We start from the raw sequence: 19,713 nt of genomic DNA, 5'->3' as shown, positions 1-19,713 counted from the left end.
CTGCTCGCCGCCGTGCTGGGGGTGACCCTGGTCGGCGGCCTGCATCTCGCCCTGAGCGCGGCCGGCCGGCACGGCCGGGCGCTCACCCTGCCCCCGGCGCTGCTGACCGCCGTGCTGCTGCTGGCCGGCTCGGTCGCCGCGCGGCGGGCCACCCGCCCGGCGCCGGACACCCGACCGGTCCCGGCCGGTCCCGAGGTCGTCGGCTCACGGCCGTGACCAGGGCCGCAAGTAGCATGTGAGGCATGGCGCAGTCCACCGTCCCCACCGCCGGCTCCGACGCGGGCGACCGCTCCGGCCTGGCCGGGGACGCGGTGCGCCGGATCATGCACATCGCCTCGGCGATGCGGCACTACCAGGACGAGGAGATCGCCGCGCTGGGGCTCACCCCGGCCGTCGCCCGCGCCCTGGACGAACTGGACCCCGACCGGCCCCTGCCGGCCCGGGACCTCGCCGAGCAGTTGCGCTGCGACCGCTCCAACGTCACCGGGCTGGTCGACAAGCTGGAGCAGGCCGGGCTGGTGGAGCGGCGGGTCGACCCGGCCGACCGGCGGCAGAAGACGCTGGTGGTGACGGCCGAGGGCCGGCGGGTCCGGGAACGGGTCCGGCTGGTGATGTCCGACTCCCGACTGCTCGGCGGGCTCACCACCGGGGAGCTGGCCACACTGCGTGAGCTGGTCTGGAAGGTCTCCGACGGCGGTTGCCCGGAGCAGTGCGGGGAGTCCTGACACCGGGCGGGCGGAACGTGTCCGACTGGGCGAGGTGGGCTCCGGTCGGTAATGCTGTCCGACGTGAGCACCCCGCAAGATCTCGACGACCGGTTCCGGGCGGCCCTCACCGCGCTCGGCACCCCCGCCCAGCGGCGCGACCTGGGTGAACCGCTACCCGGCGGCGCGCCGCTGACCGGGGCGCAGGCACTGGCCCTGTTCGACGCCCAGCTGACCAGCCGGCTGCTCGACCTCGCCGGGCGCTGGCTGCGCAGCTTCGGCGAGGGGTACTACACGATCGGGTCCGCCGGCCACGAGGGCAACGCCGCGGTGGCCGCGGCGCTGCGGCCGACCGATCCCGCCCTGCTGCACTACCGCTCCGGGGCCTTCTACTGCCTGCGCGCCGCCCAGGCGGCGGGCGCCTTCCCGGCCGGCCCGGCGGTCCCCGACGCCGACGGTCCCGCCGCCCTGATCCCCGACCCGCGTACCCCGGGCGACGACGGTGCGGACGCGGACCCCGCGCTCGACGCCGGAACGCCGGACTCAGAGCAGGTGACCGGGTCGGCCGATCCGGGCGTGGAAGTGTCCGACCCCGGCGCTGCCCGGTCCGAGCCCGGCACGGCGCCGTCCGGCCCCGGCGCCGATTCCTTCGCCACCGGCGCGGGCCCGTCCGACCCCGGGGCGGGTCGGTCCACCGCCGGGGCGGATGCGGACGCGGAGGACGGCTCCGGCGCGGCGACGGGGACGGACGGCCCGACCGAGGCGCCGTTCGTCGACGGCGGCGGGGTGCCGGGTGGGCCCGTCCGGGCCGGTGCCGAGGCCGAGGCGGCGAGCCTGCCGACGGGGGTCGGGGTGGCCGTGGACGCCGCCGGCTCGGCGACGGCCGGCGTACCCGAACTGCCGCCGCCCGACCCCGACGACGCCTACGCGGCCGCGGCGCGGGACGTGCTGCGCGGGATGGTCGCCTCCGCGGAGGAGCCGATCGCCGGGGGCCGGCACAAGGTCTTCGGCCGGGCCGACCTCGCGGTCATCCCGACCACCTCCACGATCGCCTCGCACCTGCCCCGGGCGGTCGGCATGGGTCTCGCCCTGGAACGGCTGCGCCGTGGCGGCCGCCGGACCGACGGGGACACCGCGCCCTGGCCGTCGGACGCCATCGTGGTCTGCTCGTTCGGCGACGCCTCGGTCAACCATGCCACCGCCACGGCGGCGTTCAACACCGCCGGCTGGTACGACCACACCGGGCTGCGCATCCCGGTCCTCTTCGTCTGCGAGGACAACGGGCTCGGCATCAGCGTGCGCTCACCGCGGGGCTGGGTGGCCGCGACCCTGCGGGCCAGGCCGGGAATCCGCTACTTCGCCGCCGACGGCACGGACGTGGCCGAGGCCTACCGGGTGGCGGGGGAGGCGGCGGCCTGGGTACGCCGGCACCGGCGGCCGGCCGTGCTGCACCTGAGCACCGTGCGGCTGATGGGCCACGCCGGCGCGGACGCGGAGACCGCGTACCGCAGCCCCGCCGAGATCGCCGCGGACGTGGCGCGGGACCCGCTGCTGGCCACCGCCCGGCGGCTGGTCGAGGCCGGCTACGCCACCGGCGGGGAACTGCTGGCCCGGTACGACGAGCGCGGCTGGCAGATCCGCCGGCTCGCCGAGGAGGTGCTCGACGAGCCGAAGCTGGCCTCCCCGGTCGACGTGGTCGCCGAACTGGCCCCGCGCCGGCCGGTCCGCATCTCCCGGGCGGTCGCCGATGCGGGGACCCGGGCGGCGGGCCCGGACGCCGGTGCCCGTGTCGAGGCGTTCGGCGGCAAGCTGCCGGAGCTGGCCGGGCCGCTCACCCTGGCGCAGAGCATCAACGCCGCGCTGGCCGACGGGATGCTCGACCACCCCGGGATGGCCGTCTTCGGCGAGGACGTGGCCGCCAAGGGCGGGGTGTACGGGGTGACCAAGGGGCTGCGCGACAGGTTCGGGGCGGCACGGGTGTTCGACACCCTGCTCGACGAGACCTCGATCCTCGGGCTCGCGCTGGGCGCGGGCGTGGCCGGGATGCTGCCGGTGCCGGAGATCCAGTACCTGGCGTACCTGCACAACGCCGAGGACCAGCTCCGGGGCGAGGCGGCGACCATGCGGTTCTTCTCCCGGGGGGCGTTCCGCAACCCCATGGTGGTCCGGGTGGCCGGGCTGGCCTACCAGGAGGGCTTCGGCGGGCACTTCCACAACGACAACTCGGTGGCCGTGCTCCGCGACGTGCCGGGGCTGGTCATCGCGGTGCCGGCCCGCCCGGACGACGCCGCGCCGATGCTGCGTACCTGCCTGGCCGCCGCCGCGGTGGACGGCGCCGTCAGCGTCTTCCTGGAGCCGATCGCGCTCTACCACACCCGCGACCTCTACACGGACGGCGACGGCGAGTGGCTGGCCGAGTACGCCGAGCCCGGCGCCTGGGCCGCCCGCCACGTGCCGATCGGCCGTGCCCGGATCTACGGGGTCGGCTCGGCCGAGGACCTCACCATCCTCACCTTCGGTAACGGCGTCCGGATGTCGCTGCGGGCGGCGGCCACGCTGGCCGACGAGGGGATCGGCAGCCGGGTGGTGGACCTGCGCTGGCTGGCCCCGCTGCCCGTGGCGGACATCATCCGGGAGGCCTCGGCCACCGGCCGGGTGCTGGTCGTCGACGAGACCCGCCGCTCCGGCGGGGTGGGTGAGGGCGTGATCGCCGCGCTCGTCGACGGCGGGTACGTGGGAACGGTGCGCCGAGTGGCCGGACTTGACTCGTTTGTACCATTAGGTCCGGCGGCGCGTCAGGTTCTGGTCTCCGAGGAAGCCATCACCCAGGGTGCCCGTACGCTGCTGGCACGGTAAATTCCGTTCCACCCGGTGCGCCACTTGCGCGGCGAGCCACAACTGTGTGGACTGGGCGCGACGGCGTCGGACGACGTCACGAGCAGGGATGAGATGAGGAGGCACGCGACAGTGAGCGCGACCGCTGGTCAGGCCGCCGACGGGGTACGCAGCCTGGCGGACCGGTTCGGGATCGAGCCGGGGATGGTCGTCATGGAGATGGGCTACGACGACGACGTCGACCAGGATCTCCGGGACGCCCTGACCGACCGCTGTGGAGAGCTGGTCGACGAGGACACCGACGAGGTGGTCGACTCGGTTCTCGTCTGGTACCGCGACGGCGACGGCGACCTCTTCGAGCTCCTCGTCGATGCCCTCGGACCGCTGGCCGACAACGGCGTGGTCTGGCTCCTGACGCCCAAGGCCGGCCGGGACGGTCACGTCGAGCCGAGCGAGGTCGCGGAGAGCGCGCAGACCGCCGGCCTCCAGCAGACCTCCACCATCAACGCGGGCCGCGACTGGAGTGGCGCCCGCCTCGTGCTCCGCCGCGGGTCGAAGGGCAAGAAGTAGGGCGCGGCAGCACCCCGGCGGCCGGTGTCGCCGGTGTCGCCGGTGTGGCAGGCTGATCATCTCCAGAACCGAACCCAAGGAGTTCGCATGCCCATTGAGGTTGGCGCCGAGGCGCCGGACTTCGTGCTCAAGGACCAGAACAACCAGGAGGTCCGGCTCGCCGACTTCCGCGGCCGGCGCACCGTGCTGCTGGTCTTCTACCCGCTCGCCTTCACCGGGATCTGCCAGGGCGAGCTGTGCGAGGTGCGGGACAACCTCAACGAGTACGTCAACGACGACGTCCAGGTGCTGACCGTCAGCGTCGACTCCGTCTACGCCCACAAGATCTGGGCCGACCGGGAGGGCTACCAGTTCCCGCTGCTGGCCGACTTCTGGCCGCACGGCGCGGTGGCCCAGGCGTACGGCGTCTTCAACGACGTCGCGGGCATCGCCAACCGGGGCACCTTCGTCATCGACAAGGCCGGCGTGGTCCGGTTCGCCGAGATGAACATGCCCGGTGAGGCCCGGGACCAGCAGGGCTGGCGCAAGGCCCTGGCCGAGGCCGTCGCCGCCTGATCCCACCCGGGCACGTCGTTCGACCGGGTCGGAGGCCGGCAGGTAAGCTTGCCGCTCCGGCCCGCCGTACGGGCGTTCCGGGCGCGTAGCTCAGCGGGAGAGCACTCGCCTTACAAGCGAGGGGTCGCAGGTTCGAAACCTGCCGCGCCCACCATCACCTGAACAGGCGGATCCGCCCGAGCCCGAGCAACTTGCCGGGGCGGGCGGAGTGCCCGGCATCATCCGGTCAGCCATCGAGCGAGCAGCCGGTTCGTCTGAGAAGTCGTACGAGACTTCACGCCCTCCGTCAGCGCCGAGGCGGCCTCACGCCCGCCACAGCCTGCAGTCGGAGTCGGTGACATCTGAGTGGCTGCGGGCGCACTCGAACTCAGGCAGAGAACGAACCATTGCCGCCAAGACGCCATGCACGAGGGGAAGGCCGCCCAGCTCGCTGATCCCGACCCACGCGATGTCGTCATGCTCGTCAGGTGCACGGTTGGTCGGAGAGCCAACCCAGTCTCCAACTTGCCAGACGCCCACGTGAACGGCGTCCGCACCACTGCCGGCATGCAAGACGCCCAACCGTGAAGCGGACTCCGCCACAATGTGAACACCGAGCTCCTCGTGCATCTCACGCGCGAGGGCTTGTAGTTCCGACTCACCCGCTTCGACTTGCCCCCCGGGCAGATCCCAGACATCGGGGTATGCCCGTTTGGTCGGCCTGCGGTGTACTAGCAGGACCGCGCCGTTTTCAACGAGTGCGCCTGTGACGACGACATGCATGACGGGATTACAGCAGAGGGATAGGACAAGCTCGCTCCGGCCAAAGGGGACGCCCAGACGCCCGAATCTGCCGCGATCCGATCGCTACGGGGCGTGCCCTTTGAGCGTGTTTTAGAAGGTCTGTTGTGGACGGCGTGGCGGCATGAGATCGATCGACGGGCCGGGCAGGCGTCTGGCGACGCGCGGTGGCTGGGCGAGGGCGTGAAGATGCCACGGGCTGGATTGTGGGCCGGGCTTGCAACAGGCAGGAGACGGCCACCGTCAGTCCCGCTGCTTCCACCAGGCTGTGAGACCGGCAAGGAGGAAAAGGAGGCTAGGTCCCGCGAAGACCACCAGCACAAACTCGACGACCGCGCCGGCATCCATCGGCCGAATGTAGACGACTTGCGGGTTCTGGTCCACAACGTCGAGAGACGTCAGCCGCGTGGGGCACACAGGGGCAAAAGACAACGTCAAACGTTGTCGGCCAGGCGAATTACGACGCCATCGCCGTCGGCTCGCCGGCGGCGTCGCGTGCTGGGGCCGGCGCCTCCCGGTCCTGCTTGCGGGTCCGGGTGCGGACCTGGAGGACCGCCACGGAGGACAGCACCAGGGCACCGCCGGCGAGTTGGACCGGGCTCAGGGACTCGCCGAGGGTGAGCGCGGCCAGTCCGGTGGTGACCACCGGTTCGAAGGTCGACAGGATGGCCGCGGTCGACGGGCCGGTACGCCTCAGGCCGGCGAAGAAGGTGAGCATCGCCAGGACGGTGGAGACAACGGCGATACAGGCCAGCCAGAACCATCCCGGCAGCTGGAAGCCGAGGTCGACCCCGCCGGTGAGCAGGGCGCCCGCGCCGAGGGTGCCGGCGGCCCCGGTCATCACCAGCGCGGACAGGACCACGGGTGGCAGCCGGTGCACGACGGTGTCGGCGACGAGGATGTAGACGGTGTAGGTGACCGCGGCACCGAAGGCCAGCAGCGCCCCGACCGGGTGGAAGCTCGCCCCGCCGGCGCCGAGCAGCACCAGCAGCGTTCCGCCCGAGGCGGCCAGCAGCGCGGCGGACCGTCCCGGTGTCAGCCGGTCCCGGCCCAGCAGCACCGCCGCCACGGTGACCAGGACCGGGTAGGTGTAGAGGATCAGGGACAGCAGCGAGGCATCCATCAGGTGCAGGGCGGAGAAGAACAGGCCCGCCTGGGCCGCGTACCCGACCGCGCCCAACGCGACCGCGGTCGCCAGCACCCGGCCGGTCGGTACGCCTCGGTGTTCGCCCGGTTCCGCTCGTCGTAGGCCGGGGCGCAGGAGGAGGATCACGCCCAGCAGCGCGGCTGCCAGGCTGAAGCGCACCAGCAGCAGAGCCGCCGGTGAGACACCCGCGTCGTACGCGAACTTGCCGAAGATCGCCATCGCGCCGAAGCACGCCGCGGACACGAGACACAGCGCCGGACCCATGCGACGAGCATCGGCCACCGTACTCATCTGGTCCAGCGACGATTTGTGGAGATGAATCATTAGAATTTCTGCATGGTCGCCCTGGATCTTCGCCGTCTCCGCTTCCTCCGGGAGTTCGAGGAGCGGGGCACCCTGGGAGCGGTCGCCGCCGCTCTCGGCTACAGCCCGTCGACGGTGTCCCAGCAGTTGGCCCTCCTGGAGAAGGAGACCGGCACCCGGCTGTTCGAAAAGGCCGGGCGCGGCGTGCGGCTCACCGACGCCGGGCAACTGCTGGCCGGGCATGCGCGGGTGCTGCTGTCGGCGGCCGAGGCGGCAGAGGCGGACCTGGCTGCGCTGAGCGGCGAAGTCCGCGGCACCGTGCGGGCCGGCGGCCTGCAATCGGCGGCTCGCCGCCTGCTGGTGCCCGCCGTGGCCCGCATGGCGGCCGACCACCCACAGCTACGCGCGGAGATCTTCGAACTCGAACTCGAACAGGCCCTGCCGGGCCTGCGGCTGGGCGCGGTCGACCTGGTGATCGGGGACGAGTACGACGGCCACCCCCGGCCACGACCGGCCGGGCTGCGCTTCGCGTTCCTGCACGAGGAACCTCTGAAGGTCGTCCTGCCGGCAGCCCATCCGCTCGCCGGAACGGGAGCGCCCGTCCCGGTGGCCCTGCTGCGATCGGACGTCTGGACCGCCTCCGCCGAGGGGACCGGGCATCACGCCATGGTGGTCGGAACCTGCCGATCCCTCGGCGGGTACGAGCCCGACCTGCGCCACCGCTCCAGCGACGCCGACGTGCAACTCGAACTGGTCCGTGTCGCGGCAGCCGTCGCGTTGCTGCCGGCGTTGACCCTGCCGGCCGACGATCCCGCTCTCGCCGTCCGGGACGTCGCCGAAGCCACCGTTCGGCGCCGCCTGGTCGTCGTCACGCGGGACGCCCCGCAAGCTCCCGCACTGACCACCTTCCTGGCAGCCGTGACAGACCAGGCCAACAAGATCAACCAGGAGGCGCCCGCGACGCCCGCTTAGGCCGACACGTCAACCGTCATCGGCGGGGGCATCTCCGCCCCCTGGATCAGAGGTGCAGCACCGCAGGCAGTACGGACCGTGGCCGTACTGCCTGCGGCCGTTCGGCCCCGGCCCGGTCAGCGGAGCGACCGGAAGGCGGTGCGGAGCTCGTCGCACAGCAGTTGCGGCTGTTCCCAGGCCGCGAAGTGCCCGCCCCGGTCGAGCTTGTTGTAGTGGATGAGATTCGGGTAGGCCCGCTCGGCCCAACTCCGCGGGGTCTCGTAGAGCTCGTCCGGGAAGACGCTGACGGCGGCGGGCACGGAGACGTCCTTGGCGCCGAGGAAGGAGAGCTTGTTCTCCCAGTAGAGGCGAGCGGCGGAGACTCCGGTGTTCGTCAACCAGGTGAGCGTGATGTTGTCGAGGATGTCGTCGCGGGTGAGGCCGCCGGGCTGCCCGGCGAAGGCCCGGCAGATCAGCTCCAGGCTGGCCGCGTCGTGGTCGCACATGAAGCTGGCCAGGGCCATGGGCGAGTCGGCGAGACCGATCAGCGTCTCGGGACGTGTCGCCATGATCAGCGCGTAGGCGGAGTGCTTCCAGAAGAAGTCCTGCTGCTCGCAGGCCCGCCGCTCCTCGTCGGAGAGGTTGGCCGGCAGCTTGGCGAGGGCGTTGTTGATTCCGGTGATGTCGGACTGGACCAGCGCGTCGATCTCGGGCGGAACCGTGCTCGGCATGTTGGTGTGGATGCCGGCCAGTTCCGGCGGCGCCTGCACGCCCATGACGTTGGTGATCAGTGCGCCCCAGTCGCCGCCCTGGGCGACGAACCGGTCGTAGCCGAGGCGTTTCATCAGCTCGGTCCAGGCGCGGGCGATGTGTTCCGGGCCCCAGCCGGGTTCGGTCGGCTTGCCGGAGAACCCGTAGCCGGGCATCGACGGGATCACCAGGTGAAAGGCGTCCGACGCGGACCCGCCGTGTGCGGTGGGATCGGTGAGCGGGCCGATGATCTTCAACTGTTCGATGATCGAGCCGGGCCAGCCGTGGGTGACGATGAGCGGCAACGCGTCCTCGTGCTTGGACCGGATGTGCAGGAAGTGGATGTCCAGGCCGTCGATCTCGGTGATGAAGTTCGGCAGGGAGTTCAGTCTCGCCTCGACCTTGCGCCAGTCGTACTCCTTCGCCCAGTAGCGGGCGAGCGCCTGGCTGGTCTCGAGCGGCACGCCCTGCGACTGGTCGTTGACGAGTTGCTTGTCGGGCCAGCGGGTGGCCGCGATGCGCTGTCGCAACGCCTGGAGATCCGACTCGGGGATCTCCACCGTGAACGGCCGGATGTCGGTGGCGCGGGCCAGGGTCTGCGTCTTGGCGGCCACGTGGCCTCCTTCTCCTCGGTCTTGACGTGGGCGGCAGGTGCGATCAGCTCCGGCTCTCTCCCCGCCGGGGGAGCTTCCAGTCGGGCCGGGGGAAGTGACAGGTGTAGCCGCCGGGATGCTTCTCCAGGTAGTCCTGGTGTTCCGGCTCGGCCTCCCAGAAGGGGCCTGCCGGGGTGACCTCGGTGACCACCTTGCCCGGCCACAGGCCGGAGGCGTCCACGTCGGCGATGGTGTCCTCGGCGACCTGTCGCTGCTGGTCGTCGCAGTAGAAGATGGCGGACCGGTAGCTGGTCCCGACATCGCCGCCCTGACGGTTCTTCGTGGTCGGGTCGTGCACCTGGAAGAAGAACTCGAGAAGGTCGCGGTAGGAGAGCTTGGCGGGGTCGAATTCGATCTCGATCGCCTCGGCGTGGCCCTCGTGGTTCCGGTAGGTCGCGTTCGGCACGTCCCCGCCGGTGTAGCCGACCCGGGTGTGCACGACGCCGGGGCGCTTCCGGATCAGGTCCTGCATCCCCCAGAAGCAGCCGCCGGCCAGGACCGCCTTCTCCGTGTCGCTCATCGCTGTCGCCCCCCGTCCGAATGCTCGAACAATCCGCGGTATTCGCCATAACCCTCGCGTTCGAGGTCGTCGAGCCGGATGAACCGGAGGGAGGCGGAGTTCATGCAGTACCGCAACCCGCCGGTCTCCACGGGGCCGTCGTCGAACACGTGGCCCAGATGGCTGTCCCCGTGCGCCGACCGGACCTCCGTGCGGACCATGCCGAGGGTGGAATCGCGCACCTCGACCACGTTCTTCGGTTCGATCGGCTTGGTGAAGGACGGCCAGCCGGTGCCGCTGTCGTACTTGTTGACGGAGGCGAAGAGGGGTTCGCCGGACACGACGTCGACGTAGATGCCCGGCTCCTTGTTGTCCCAGTACGGGTTGTCGAAGGCCGGCTCCGTGCCGCCTTCCTGGGTGACCCGGTACTGCTCGGGCGACAACCGGGACACGGCTTCCGGGTTCTTCCGATACTCGGGTGACACCGTTGTTCCTCTCGGGCGGGTCCCGGCAGACCTGCCGGGTCCAATCGGGCCTGCAAGCGGCGCGGATGCCTACCCGGCCGGCCGACGGCTAACCGTGCTCGGCGCAGCCGTCGGCGCCGAGACCGGTTTGCCGGTGGGAGCGGCCGGGGTAAACGGCTGTTCATGACGGATCCGGAGCAGAGCCGGCGGCAGCAGGAGCAAGCGCTCGAGCGCGGCGAGGTGTATCAGGACGTCGAGGGTCGCCGCACGGAGGACCCGGCGACGGGGGCCGCCCACGCCGACAGCGAAGCCGACCGCAACGTCGAGCACCTGCGCCGCGGCGAGGTCGGCCCGGGCGTCCCGGAGGAGTAGCGCCGGAGTTCACCGTCTCCGGCGGGCCTCCGCCTCGGCGTCGAGCCGATCGTTGAGCGCCAGCGCCGTGTTGATCAGCGCGAGGTGGCTGAAGGCCTGCGGGTAGTTGCCGATCTGCTCGCCGGTCGCGGCGATCTCCTCGGCGTAGAGGCCGAGGTGGTTGCTGAAGGTGAACATCTTCTCGAAGGTGAGCCGGGCGTCGTCGAGGCGGCCGGAGCGGGCCAGTGCCTCGGCGTACCAGAAGGTGCACATGTTGAAGGTGCCCTCGTGGCCGGGGAGCCCGTCGGGGGAGTGGACCGGGTCGTACCGGTGGACCAGGCTGTCGGAGACCAGTTCCCGCTCGATGGCGTCGAGGGTGCGGCACCACATCGGATCCGACGGCGTCACGAAGCCGACCGCCGGCATGGAGAGCAGTGCGGCGTCCAGGACGTTCTCGCCGTAGGCCTGGACGAAGGAGCCCCGGCCCCGGTGGTAGCCGCGCGCCATCACCTGGTCGTAGATCAGGTTCCGCTGGGCGGTCCAGCAGCCGACGTCCCCGGGACGGCCGGTGCGGGCGGCGAGCCGGATGGCCCGGTCCAGCGCCACCCAGGACATCACCCGGCCGAAGGTGTAGTCCCGGGGATGGTGGCGGCTCTCCCAGATGCCGGCGTCGGGCTGGTCCCAGTTGTGGCACAGCCAGTCGACGAGCCGTACGGTGCTCTTCCACACCTGGTGGGAGACCCGGATGCCCTGTTCGTCGGCGACGTGCATGGCGAACAGCGCCTCGCCGTGGATGTCGAGCTGGAGCTGGTCCGCGGCGCCGTTGCCGATCCGGACGGGCCGGGAGCCGCGGTAGCCCTCCAGGTGGTCGAGTGTCTCCTCGTGCAGGTCGGACGAGCCGTCGACCCGGTACATGATCTTCAGCGGGGCCTGGTGGTCGCCGGCCTCACGGATCCGCTCGTCGAGCCAGTCCATGTACCGGCCGACCTCCTCGGTGAAGCCGAGGCCGAGCAGCGCGTGCACCGAGAAGGACGTGTCCCGGACCCAGGTGTAGCGGTAGTCCCAGTTGCGTGTGCCGCCGACCAGTTCGGGCAGCGCGGCCGTCGGCGCGGCGATCATGGCGCCGGTGGGCGCGTACGTCATCAGCTTCAGCGTGATGGCCGACCGTTCGACCATCTCCCGCCACCGGCCGGTGTACCGGGAGCGCTCGACCCACCGTCGCCAGTAGTCGCGGGTCCACTCGAACATCGCCTGCACCTCTTCGAGCGGGACGGCCCGGGGTTCCGCGTCCGAGTTCGTCTCCAGCACCACCCCGCCGGTGTCGCCCTCGTTGAGGGTGCCGAACCCGACCAGGTCGCCGTCCTCCAGGTGCATGTCCTCCTCGGCGATCAGGCGGCGGACCGGTTGGACCGGGTTGAAGGTGAGCGACGCGGACGAGCCGCGGAAGACGTACCCGTTGCGGTGCCGCTCCAGGCGGGGTCGCTCCCGCGCGTAGTCGAACCGGGGCCGGCACTCCAGCCGGAACCGCATGCTGCCCCGGACCATGGTGACGATCCGCACCAGGCGGTGCACGTCGGTCGCCTTCTCGCCGGTGACCGGCATGAAGTCCTGGACCTCGGCGACCCCGTCGGCGCTGATGAACCGCGTGATGAGGATCGGGGTGCCCGGCAGGTAGAGCTGCTTGGTGACGTACGTGGTCTCGTCGGGGGCGATGCGGAAGAAGCCGCCGCGCTCCCGGTCCAGCACGCTGGCGAAGATGCTGGGGGAGTCGAAGCGGGGCGCGCAGAACCAGTCGATCGTCCCGTCGCAGGTCACCAGGGCGGCGGTCTGGAGATCACCGATCAGCCCGTGGTCCTCGATCGCCGGATACCCGTCGTCCACGTCGCCCCCCGTCTCGACTGCACCCCTCCGCAGTAACCTAAAGGGGAATAATGTCCGCGTAAGTCTTATTCGTGAATGCCACCCCTGCGCGTGGTCGATCGCGCCGCCTCGACCGCCCGGCGGGTCTCCTCGGCGACCAGATCGCCGTTGATCGCGGCGGCCGCCGTGGCGCCCGCGGCCGCGGCCGCGCCGACCTGGGCGGCCGGGTCGGTGACGTTGCCCGCGACCCACACGCCGGGCACCGCGGTACGCCCCGTCGGGTCGGCGGGAACGTGCTCGCCGACCCCGGCCGGATGCGCCACCGCCGGCAACCCGAGCGCCGCCAGGAACCCGGCCCGCGCCACCATCCGGGGGCCGGCGGCCAGCACCTCGCGCGCGACCAGCCGGCCGTCGCGCAGGCGTACCCCGACCAGTCGGTCCGCGACGACCTCCACCGACGCGACCTCGCCCTCCACGACGTGGACGCCCCGGGCCGCCAGCTGCTCGGCCTGCTCGTCGGTGAGCGGCGGCGCGGTGTGGCGGAGGAAGAGGACGTCGTCGCTCCACTGGCGGAACATCAGCGCCTGGTGCACCGCCAGCGGCCCGGTGGCCAGCACCCCGATCGGCCGGTCGCGCACCTCCCACCCGTGGCAGTACGGACAGTGCAACACGTCCCGACCCCACCGCTCGCCCAGTCCGGGCAGCTCCGGCAGCTCGTCCACCAGTCCGGTGGCCACCAGCAGCCGGGCGGCCCGGACCGGGCGGCCGTCGGCCAGCGCGACCACGAAGCCCTCGCCGTCGCGGGTCACCGTGTCGACCTGGCCGTCCAGCAGGTGCCCGCCGTACCGGCGGACCTCGTCCCGGCCGCGTGCCAGCAGCTCTGCCGGGGGCATGCCGTCGCGGGCCAGCAGCCCGTGCACCCCCTCGGCCGGGGCGTTGCGCGGGCTGCCCCCGTCGATCACCAGGACCGACCGGCGCGCCCGGGCCAGCATCAGCGCCCCGCTCAACCCGGCGGCGCCGCCGCCGATCACGACCACCTCGTAGCCGTCTTCCCGTAGCTCGGTCACTCTGACCACCTCCCGCGGCAACCCTGCGGCGGTGGTGGCCATACTCGCAAACTTTGTTGCTGATATGGCAAACTGGTGGCATGGACGACGACCTCGACCAGGCACTCGACGCGGTCGGCCCCCGACTGCGCGCGCTGCGCCGCGAACGGGAGACCACCCTGGCGGACCTGTCGGCCGCCACCGGCATCTCGGTGAGCACCCTGTCCCGGCTGGAGTCCGGCAGCCGCCGCCCCACCCTGGAACTGCTGCTGCCGCTGGCCCGGGCACACGGCGTGACGCTCGACGAGCTGGTCGGCGCCCCACCCACCGGCGACCCGCGCATCCACCTGCGGCCGGTCACCCGGCACGGCATGACCATGCTGCCGCTCACCCGCCGGCCCGGCGGCATCCAGGCGTACAAGCTGGTCATCCCGGCCGGCGGCCGGCCCGCCGAGCCCACCCCGCAGACCCACGAGGGGTACGAGTGGGTCTACGTGCTCAACGGGCGGCTGCGGCTGGTCCTCGGCGAGCACGACCTGGTGCTCACGCCCGGCGAGGCGGCCGAGTTCGACACCCGGGTGCCGCACTGGTTCGGTCCCGCCGACGGTGAGGCGGTCGAGTTCCTCAGCCTCTTCGGCGCCCAGGGAGAACGCGCTCACCTCCGCGCCCGCCCCCGGGAAACCGGTCGAAGCTGACCGCCCCGCCGCCGCTGGGTCGGGGCGCCGGTCACGCACCGTGACGGGCCGGGACGGAGCTCGTTGGTCACTCGGCGGCCGACGCTCACCGGACTGACCCGGGCGCCCTCCGTTCCGCGTTCAGTCCGGCACCGGGAGCACCGACATGACCCTGACCGCCCGGTCCAGCGCCCCGCCGCGTACCGCGCGGCGGCAGAACTGCTTCGACGCACTCCGGCTGGCGGCCGCCGGCTGCGTCCTGGTCCAACACGCCAGCACACACCTGGGCGCCGGCTTCCTGTGGTACCGCCACGGGGGCGCCCTGTGGTTCTTCGACGGCGTCGTCGCGTTCTTCATCCTCAGCGGCGGCATGGTGTACGCCTCCGCGGAACGCTGCCGCCGCGAGGGCCGGCCCGCCCGGGAGTACCTGCGCAACCGGTTCCTCCGGATCGTCCCGGCGCTCTACCTGTACTTCGCGGTGATGTCCGCCGCGCTGGTCGCGCTGGGGATCGTGTCCCTCACCGCGGTCGGCGGCACGCCGTTCCTGGCCTGGGCGGCCAGCAACCTGGCGCTGGTCCCCGTCTACCACCCGGCCCTGTTCCACGGGTTCGGCGTGGGCGTGGTGAACGGCAGCCTCTGGACCATCCCGGTCGAGGTCAGCTTCTACCTGCTGCTGCCCGCCCTCGTGTGGCTCGCGCACCGGGCCGGTTTCCGGGCCATGGTCGCGGTCGCGTTCACCCTCGGCCTCGCCGGTACCGTCCTGCACGCGGCGCTCGGCGGACCGACCACCGAGGTGCTCGGCGGGAAGCTGCTCGGCGTGACCTTCTGGCCCTGGCTGGCCTTCTTCGTCATCGGCATCGCCGTCGGCCGGGCCTGGCCGAGGCTCCCGCGGCACTGGGCGCTGGCCGCCGGCTGCGCGCTGCTGTACGCGGCCGGCACCGCTCTCCGCCTCCAGGTCGACGCGGACTGGTCCATGGTGATGGCCGTCGCCACCGCTCTGCCTCTGGCGTACCTGCTGTTCTGGGTCGGCCATCACGGGCCGGTGGTGCTGCGCCGGTCGACCGAGCGGCTCGGTGACCTCAGCTTCGGCGTCTACATCTGGCACATGCCCGTGATCAATCTGTTGCTCTGGTCGGGCCTGGCGGGGCGGCTGCGCGACACCGCGCTGGTCACCGTGGTCATCGTGGTCACCGGGCTGCTCGCGTACGCCTCGTGGCACCTCGTGGAGAAGCCCGCCCTGCGCCTCAAGCGCTACACCTCCCGGCCCGGCGCGCTCAACGCGGAATGGACCGCCCGGCACCGGGCCCGGACGTGACCTTGCCCACCTGCGCGCCGGCTCCCCGCGTAGGGGCAGGTCATCCGCCGTTACCCGGCGGTTAAGGTAGGCATCGCGAAGTCGCTTCCCGGAACCCCGGGCGCGGCTTCGTAGTGCTTCACGGGATCCGTGGAGCCCAGCCGTCCCGACGTTCTCCGGGCCAACCGAAACGGGACGGCTGCACCCCCACCGCCCGGCCGGCGCGACCGGCTGGGCCAACCCGGAACGGAGTAAGCCACGCCATGAGCGTGACTACGCAGGATCCTGCTGCCCCGGTGGAGCCGGCGGAACCCGCCGCGCAGAGCCGCCTCGACCGCTTCTTCGAGATCACCCGCCGGGGCTCGACGGTCAGGCGCGAGGTGCTCGCCGGGATCACCACCTTCGCGACGATGGCCTACATCGTCGTGCTCAACCCGCTGATCATCGGCACCGCGCCGGACAAGGACGGCAATCTCCTCGGCATCGCGCCGGTCGCCGGGGTCACCGCCCTGGTCGCGGCCGTCATGACGATCATGATGGGCATCGTCGGCCGGGTGCCGTTCGCGGTAGCGACCGGCCTGGGCCTGAACGCCTTCGTCGCCTACGCGGTCGCGTCCCAGATGAGCTGGGCCGAGGCGATGGGCCTGGTCGTCATCGAGGGTCTGATCATCACCGTCCTGGTGCTGACCGGCTTCCGGAAGGCCGTCTTCCGGGCCATCCCGGCCGAGCTGAAGGCGGCCATCGCGGCCGGCATCGGCCTGTTCATCGCGCTGATCGGCTTCGTCGACGGCGGTCTGGTCCGGGCCGGCACCGGCGTGCCGCTGCAGCTCGGCTCGGGCAGCAACGGCACGCTGCACGGCTGGCCCACGGTCGTCTTCCTGGTCGGCCTGCTGGTCACCGGCATCCTGGTCGCCCGCAAGGTGAAGGCCGGCGTCCTGATCGGCATCGTGGCCACCACGGTCGTCGCGGTGGTCGTCAACGCGTTCGCCAAGCCCGGCCCGTCTCTCGTCGACGGCAAGCCCAACCCGGACGGGTGGCGGCTCAACGTGCCGACCCTGCCGGACCCGCTGTTCCAGACGCCCGACCTGCACCTGGTCGGCAACGTGTCGTTCGGCGCGTTCGCCCACGTCGGCCTGGTGACCGCGCTGCTGCTGGTCTTCACCCTGGTGCTGGCCGACTTCTTCGACGTCATGGGCACCACGGTCGGCCTGGCCAGGCAGGCCAACCTGGCCACCGAGGACGGCACCGACATGCCGCGACTGGGCAAGGTGCTCTTCGTGGACGGGGTCGCCGCGGTCGCCGGTGGCGCGGGCAGCGCCTCCTCGGCCACCACGTACGTCGAGTCCTCCTCCGGCATCGCGGACGGCGGGCGGACCGGCCTGACCAGCGTGGTCACCGGCGTGCTCTTCCTCGGCGCGCTGCTGCTCACCCCGCTGGTGTCGCTGGTGCCGAGCGAGGCCGCCGGCCCGGCGCTCGTGGTGGTCGGCGCGCTGATGATCCGCCAGGTCAAGGACATCGACTTCACCGACGTGGGCGTCGCCGTCCCGGCGTTCCTGACCATGACCCTCATGCCGTTCACCTACTCGATCACCAACGGCATCGGCGCCGGTTTCGTCAGCTGGGTGGCGATCCGGGTGGCGCAGGGCAAGGCCCGGCAGATCCATCCGCTGATGTGGGCGGTGGCCGTCGCGTTCGTGATCTACTTCGGCATCAACCTGGTCAAGGCCGTCACCGGCGTCAGCTGACCGACCTGCGCCGCGCCCCCGTTGCCCGTTGGCCCGAGGCAACGGGGGCGCGGCGTATCCGGATCATGGGTTAGAGTGCCGTCGCGCGGACGCGACCGTCGTGGGCGCAGGGGGATGACGCCATGGATCGCCATGAGCTTCCCCTGCCATGCCCTCTTCCGGGTCGCGTTCACTGATCTACCGCAACGCCACCCGGAGCAGCCACACGGCCACCGGCTCATCATCGAGCGGGAGACCGGCCTCACCGTGGGCGCCATCGGGCTGAAGTGGCCGCCCACCGACGGTGCGGTCGAGTTCGGCTACGGCCTGGCCGCGTCCCGGCGGTGCCGGGGCTACACCACCGAAGCGGTCCGCGCCCTGGTGGCCCACGCCCGCACCCTGCCCGGGGTGACGCTGGTGTACGCCACGGTCGACCCGGCCAATGTGCCGTCCGTGCGGGTGCTGGAGAAGGCCGGCCTGCGCCGCGACGGCACCGTCGACAGCCACGAGGGGCTGCTGCACCGGTACGTCGCCGGGTAACGCCGAACAGACCGGCCCGGCGGTGGGGGCGACCCGCCGCCGGGCCGGTCGTCGTTGAACGGGTGTGAGTTACGCGGACGTCAACGGGGTGCGGCTCTGGTACGAGATCCACGGCACCGGCCGGCCACTCGTCCTGCTGCACGGCGGCTACGGCTCGACGGAGATGTTCGCGCCCGTCCTGCCCGACCTCGCCGGGCGCCGGCAGGTCGTCGCCGTCGACCTGCAGGGCCACGGCCGCACCGCCGACGTGGACCGGCCGCTGCGCTACGAGTCGATGGCCGACGACGTCGCGGCGCTGCTGCGGCACCTGGACCTGCCGGCGGCCGACGTGCTGGGCTACTCGCTCGGCGGCGGGGTGGCCCTGCGCGCCGCGATCCAGCACCCCGCCCTGGTCCGCCGCCTGGTGCTGGTCTCCACCCCGTGCCGCCGGCAGGGCTGGTACCCGGAGGTGCTGGCCGCGATGGCCGCCCAGGACGAACGGGTCGCCGAGCAGATGCGCGGCACCCCGCCGCACCAGCTCTACGAGCGGGTCGCGCCCCGCCCGCAGGACTGGCCGGCGCTCTGGGCCAGGACCGGTGAGCTGCTGCGCCGGGAGTACGACTGGTCGGCCGAGGTGGCCGCCCTGCCCATGCCGGTGCTGCTGGTCTTCGCCGACGCCGACTCGATCCCGGTCCGCCACGTGGCCGAGTTCTTCGGGCTGCTCGGCGGCGGCCACCGGGACGCCGGCTGGGACGGCACCGACCGGCCCGCGTCCCGGTTGGCCGTGCTGCCCGGGCTGACCCACTACGACATCGTCGGCTCACCCGCCCTGCCGGCGGCGGTGCTGCCCTTCCTCACCCACGAGGTGCGCGCCCCCGAGTGACCCGGCGCGCGCGTCCCCGCCGGAGCAGCCGCCGGGCCAGCAGGCCACCCAGCACCAGCGCCACCACCCCGGCCGCCCACCAGAACCGGCCGCCCGGGCCGGCCGGTGGATCCGCCGTGCGGACCCGTCCGGCGCGCACCACCGCGTCCGCCACGTCGATGGCGAGCACCTGGTCCGGGGCGGTGAGCAGCGTGGTCGGCGCGGCGGCCCCCGGCGCCAGGCCCAGCACCCGGACCGTCCGCACGTTCCCGTACACGGTCCGCTGGTCCATCTCCAGCGCGCCCTCGAAGGAGGTCGGTGAGTTCGGCTCGGGCCGGTACGCCACCACCACCGCGGTCCCGTCCGCCTGCCAGCCGAGCAGCCGGATCGTGGTGACGCCCGCGACGGCGGGCAGCGCCGGGGCGCCGAGGTCCTTCCCGGTGGTGTCGACGCGGCGCAGCCGCCACCGGTCGCTGCCCGGGTCGTGGCTGACCAGGGCGAGCGTCCCGTCCGGCAGCCAGGCCCCCTTGCCGGCCAGCCCGCTCTCCGGCGGCAGCGAGAACGAGGTGATCCTCCGCCCGTCCGTGCTGGCGACGAGCACCTTGTCGCCGACCTGGTAGGCCAGCCGGGACCCGTCGGCGGTGAACGCGAGCGGAGTGCCGAAGACCGGCAGTTGATCGGTCTCCAGCAGGCGTACCGCCCGGCCGGTGTCGAGCCGCACCAGGCTGAGCGTGTTGACGTAGGCGCTGCCCTCCGGGTTGGTCGGCGTGGTGTCGCGGACCACCAGCGCGGTCCCGTCCGGCGCCCAGCCGGCCGGCTCGGTCATCGTGCTGCCCTGCCTCGGGCTGGGCAGCCTCCGGACCGTCCCGTCCACCAGGTCCACCAGGTCGATCCCGGGGTGCTCGCTGGACCCGCCCGGTGCGGCCATCCGCCGCCCGTCGGGGGAGAGCAGCACCTGCTCACCGGCCGGCGCCTCGTGGCCGACCTGCCAGGTCCGGTAGCGGTCGGCGTCGGCGGCGACGATGCCGACGGTGCCGTCCTCGTCGATCAACCCGGTGAGCCCGCGCGCCTGCCCGCTGAAGATGACCGAGGCCGGACCGAGCCGGGGCCGGTCGGTGGCGTGCAGCGCGCCGAACCCCGGCAGCCCGAGCCGGTCGGGCAGCGCCGGGCCG

The 19,713-nt window shown here is 72.4% G+C and carries 20 protein-coding genes and 1 tRNA gene; 13 read left to right on the top strand and 8 right to left on the bottom strand.

Annotation, left to right across the window (positions count from 1 at the left end; genetic code table 11):
• The 6 genes from B0E53_RS17735 to B0E53_RS17710 all read left to right on the top strand — a co-directional run.
• A partial coding sequence (locus B0E53_RS17735) for a hypothetical protein (RefSeq protein WP_210406111.1) occupies positions 1–216 on the top strand: 216 nt, incomplete at its 5' end.
• 26 nt (positions 217–242) lie between these two features.
• Complete coding sequence (locus tag B0E53_RS17730) at positions 243–725, top strand: MarR family winged helix-turn-helix transcriptional regulator (RefSeq protein WP_107077089.1); 483 nt, start codon at positions 243–245, stop codon at positions 723–725.
• A 141-nt stretch (positions 726–866) separates the two neighbouring features.
• Entirely contained in the window at positions 867–3,560 is a 2,694-nt protein-coding gene (locus tag B0E53_RS17725; RefSeq protein WP_348639665.1) for a thiamine pyrophosphate-dependent enzyme, read from the top strand.
• A 111-nt stretch (positions 3,561–3,671) separates the two neighbouring features.
• Positions 3,672–4,109, top strand: a complete 438-nt coding sequence (locus tag B0E53_RS17720) for a DUF3052 domain-containing protein (RefSeq protein ID WP_091319704.1) — start codon at positions 3,672–3,674, stop codon at positions 4,107–4,109.
• A gap of 87 nt (positions 4,110–4,196) precedes the next feature.
• Entirely contained in the window at positions 4,197–4,664 is a 468-nt protein-coding gene (locus tag B0E53_RS17715; protein WP_091269137.1) for a peroxiredoxin, read from the top strand.
• Positions 4,665–4,743: 79 nt separating this feature from the next.
• Positions 4,744–4,818, top strand: a tRNA-Val gene (locus B0E53_RS17710).
• A gap of 149 nt (positions 4,819–4,967) precedes the next feature.
• Here B0E53_RS17710 and B0E53_RS17705 read toward each other — a convergent pair.
• Together B0E53_RS17705 and B0E53_RS17700 are read right to left on the bottom strand one after the other, a co-directional pair.
• Positions 4,968–5,426 carry an NUDIX domain-containing protein gene (locus B0E53_RS17705; protein WP_107077087.1) on the bottom strand — a complete coding sequence of 153 codons (459 nt, stop codon included), beginning with the start codon at positions 5,424–5,426 and terminating at the stop codon, positions 4,968–4,970.
• A 475-nt stretch (positions 5,427–5,901) separates the two neighbouring features.
• A complete protein-coding gene (locus B0E53_RS17700; RefSeq protein ID WP_107077086.1) occupies positions 5,902–6,855 on the bottom strand; it encodes a DMT family transporter in 954 nt (317 codons plus the stop codon).
• Positions 6,856–6,927: 72 nt separating this feature from the next.
• On the opposite strand from B0E53_RS17700, the gene B0E53_RS17695 reads away from it, so the two are divergent.
• Positions 6,928–7,866 carry a LysR family transcriptional regulator gene (locus tag B0E53_RS17695; protein ID WP_107077085.1) on the top strand — a complete coding sequence of 313 codons (939 nt, stop codon included), beginning with the start codon at positions 6,928–6,930 and terminating at the stop codon, positions 7,864–7,866.
• A gap of 116 nt (positions 7,867–7,982) precedes the next feature.
• On the opposite strand, the gene B0E53_RS17690 is transcribed toward B0E53_RS17695, so the two are convergent.
• From B0E53_RS17690 to msrB, 3 genes are read right to left on the bottom strand one after another with little or no spacing between them, the layout of a single operon-like run.
• Positions 7,983–9,209: an epoxide hydrolase family protein gene (locus tag B0E53_RS17690; RefSeq protein WP_210406110.1), complete on the bottom strand. Its 1,227-nt coding sequence runs from the start codon at positions 9,207–9,209 to the stop codon at positions 7,983–7,985.
• 43 nt (positions 9,210–9,252) lie between these two features.
• Positions 9,253–9,768: a peptide-methionine (S)-S-oxide reductase MsrA gene (gene msrA, locus B0E53_RS17685; RefSeq protein ID WP_107077084.1), complete on the bottom strand. Its 516-nt coding sequence runs from the start codon at positions 9,766–9,768 to the stop codon at positions 9,253–9,255.
• Positions 9,765–10,232 carry a peptide-methionine (R)-S-oxide reductase MsrB gene (gene msrB / locus B0E53_RS17680; RefSeq protein WP_107077083.1) on the bottom strand — a complete coding sequence of 156 codons (468 nt, stop codon included), beginning with the start codon at positions 10,230–10,232 and terminating at the stop codon, positions 9,765–9,767. The genes msrA and msrB overlap by 4 nt, the downstream gene beginning before the upstream one ends.
• A gap of 162 nt (positions 10,233–10,394) precedes the next feature.
• Between msrB and B0E53_RS17675 the strand changes: the two genes are divergently transcribed.
• On the top strand, positions 10,395–10,583 hold the full coding sequence (locus B0E53_RS17675) for a ribonuclease (protein ID WP_107077082.1): 189 nt from the start codon (positions 10,395–10,397) through the stop codon (positions 10,581–10,583).
• A gap of 9 nt (positions 10,584–10,592) precedes the next feature.
• On the opposite strand, the gene B0E53_RS17670 is transcribed toward B0E53_RS17675, so the two are convergent.
• Positions 10,593–12,443 (bottom strand): glycoside hydrolase family 15 protein, encoded by a 1,851-nt coding sequence (locus B0E53_RS17670; RefSeq protein WP_107077081.1) that lies wholly within the window; start codon positions 12,441–12,443, stop codon positions 10,593–10,595.
• Between the two features lie 65 nt (positions 12,444–12,508).
• Complete coding sequence (locus B0E53_RS17665) at positions 12,509–13,489, bottom strand: NAD(P)/FAD-dependent oxidoreductase (protein WP_210406109.1); 981 nt, start codon at positions 13,487–13,489, stop codon at positions 12,509–12,511.
• An 80-nt stretch (positions 13,490–13,569) separates the two neighbouring features.
• Between B0E53_RS17665 and B0E53_RS17660 the strand changes: the two genes are divergently transcribed.
• The 5 genes from B0E53_RS17660 (at position 13,570) to B0E53_RS17640 (ending at position 18,562) form a co-directional block, all read left to right on the top strand.
• Positions 13,570–14,163, top strand: coding sequence for an XRE family transcriptional regulator (locus tag B0E53_RS17660; RefSeq protein WP_107077079.1), 594 nt, complete (start codon positions 13,570–13,572; stop codon positions 14,161–14,163).
• A gap of 145 nt (positions 14,164–14,308) precedes the next feature.
• Positions 14,309–15,457 carry an acyltransferase gene (locus B0E53_RS17655; protein ID WP_107077078.1) on the top strand — a complete coding sequence of 383 codons (1,149 nt, stop codon included), beginning with the start codon at positions 14,309–14,311 and terminating at the stop codon, positions 15,455–15,457.
• A 242-nt stretch (positions 15,458–15,699) separates the two neighbouring features.
• Entirely contained in the window at positions 15,700–17,181 is a 1,482-nt protein-coding gene (locus tag B0E53_RS17650) for an NCS2 family permease (RefSeq protein ID WP_107077077.1), read from the top strand.
• Between the two features lie 132 nt (positions 17,182–17,313).
• Positions 17,314–17,700 carry a GNAT family N-acetyltransferase gene (locus B0E53_RS17645; protein WP_210406108.1) on the top strand — a complete coding sequence of 129 codons (387 nt, stop codon included), beginning with the start codon at positions 17,314–17,316 and terminating at the stop codon, positions 17,698–17,700.
• Between the two features lie 64 nt (positions 17,701–17,764).
• Positions 17,765–18,562, top strand: a complete 798-nt coding sequence (locus tag B0E53_RS17640; RefSeq protein WP_107077075.1) for an alpha/beta fold hydrolase — start codon at positions 17,765–17,767, stop codon at positions 18,560–18,562.
• On the opposite strand, the gene B0E53_RS37645 is transcribed toward B0E53_RS17640, so the two are convergent.
• A partial coding sequence (locus B0E53_RS37645; protein ID WP_210406107.1) for a hypothetical protein occupies positions 18,534–19,713 on the bottom strand: 1,180 nt, incomplete at its 5' end. The genes B0E53_RS17640 and B0E53_RS37645 overlap by 29 nt on opposite strands.

Source organism: Micromonospora sp. MH33 (assembly GCF_003013775.1).
In the GTDB taxonomy this organism is placed as follows: Bacteria; Actinomycetota; Actinomycetes; order Mycobacteriales; family Micromonosporaceae; genus Micromonospora; species Micromonospora fulviviridis.
This window is presented reverse-complemented; position numbering and strand designations above follow the sequence as displayed.

Bases quoted from the DNA above. Each gene is read 5' to 3' on its own strand.
- B0E53_RS17660 (WP_107077079.1), top strand. From the start codon at position 13,570: ATGGACGACGACCTCGACCAGGCACTCGACGCGGTCGGCCCCCGACTG.
- B0E53_RS17695 (WP_107077085.1), top strand. From the start codon at position 6,928: ATGGTCGCCCTGGATCTTCGCCGTCTCCGCTTCCTCCGGGAGTTCGAG.
- B0E53_RS17730 (WP_107077089.1), top strand. From the start codon at position 243: ATGGCGCAGTCCACCGTCCCCACCGCCGGCTCCGACGCGGGCGACCGC.
- B0E53_RS17705 (WP_107077087.1), bottom strand. From the start codon at position 5,426: ATGCATGTCGTCGTCACAGGCGCACTCGTTGAAAACGGCGCGGTCCTG.
- B0E53_RS17675 (WP_107077082.1), top strand. From the start codon at position 10,395: ATGACGGATCCGGAGCAGAGCCGGCGGCAGCAGGAGCAAGCGCTCGAG.
- msrA (WP_107077084.1), bottom strand. From the start codon at position 9,768: ATGAGCGACACGGAGAAGGCGGTCCTGGCCGGCGGCTGCTTCTGGGGG.
- B0E53_RS17700 (WP_107077086.1), bottom strand. From the start codon at position 6,855: ATGGGTCCGGCGCTGTGTCTCGTGTCCGCGGCGTGCTTCGGCGCGATG.
- B0E53_RS17645 (WP_210406108.1), top strand. From the start codon at position 17,314: ATGAGCTTCCCCTGCCATGCCCTCTTCCGGGTCGCGTTCACTGATCTA.
- B0E53_RS17650 (WP_107077077.1), top strand. From the start codon at position 15,700: ATGAGCGTGACTACGCAGGATCCTGCTGCCCCGGTGGAGCCGGCGGAA.
- B0E53_RS17715 (WP_091269137.1), top strand. From the start codon at position 4,197: ATGCCCATTGAGGTTGGCGCCGAGGCGCCGGACTTCGTGCTCAAGGAC.
- B0E53_RS17655 (WP_107077078.1), top strand. From the start codon at position 14,309: ATGACCCTGACCGCCCGGTCCAGCGCCCCGCCGCGTACCGCGCGGCGG.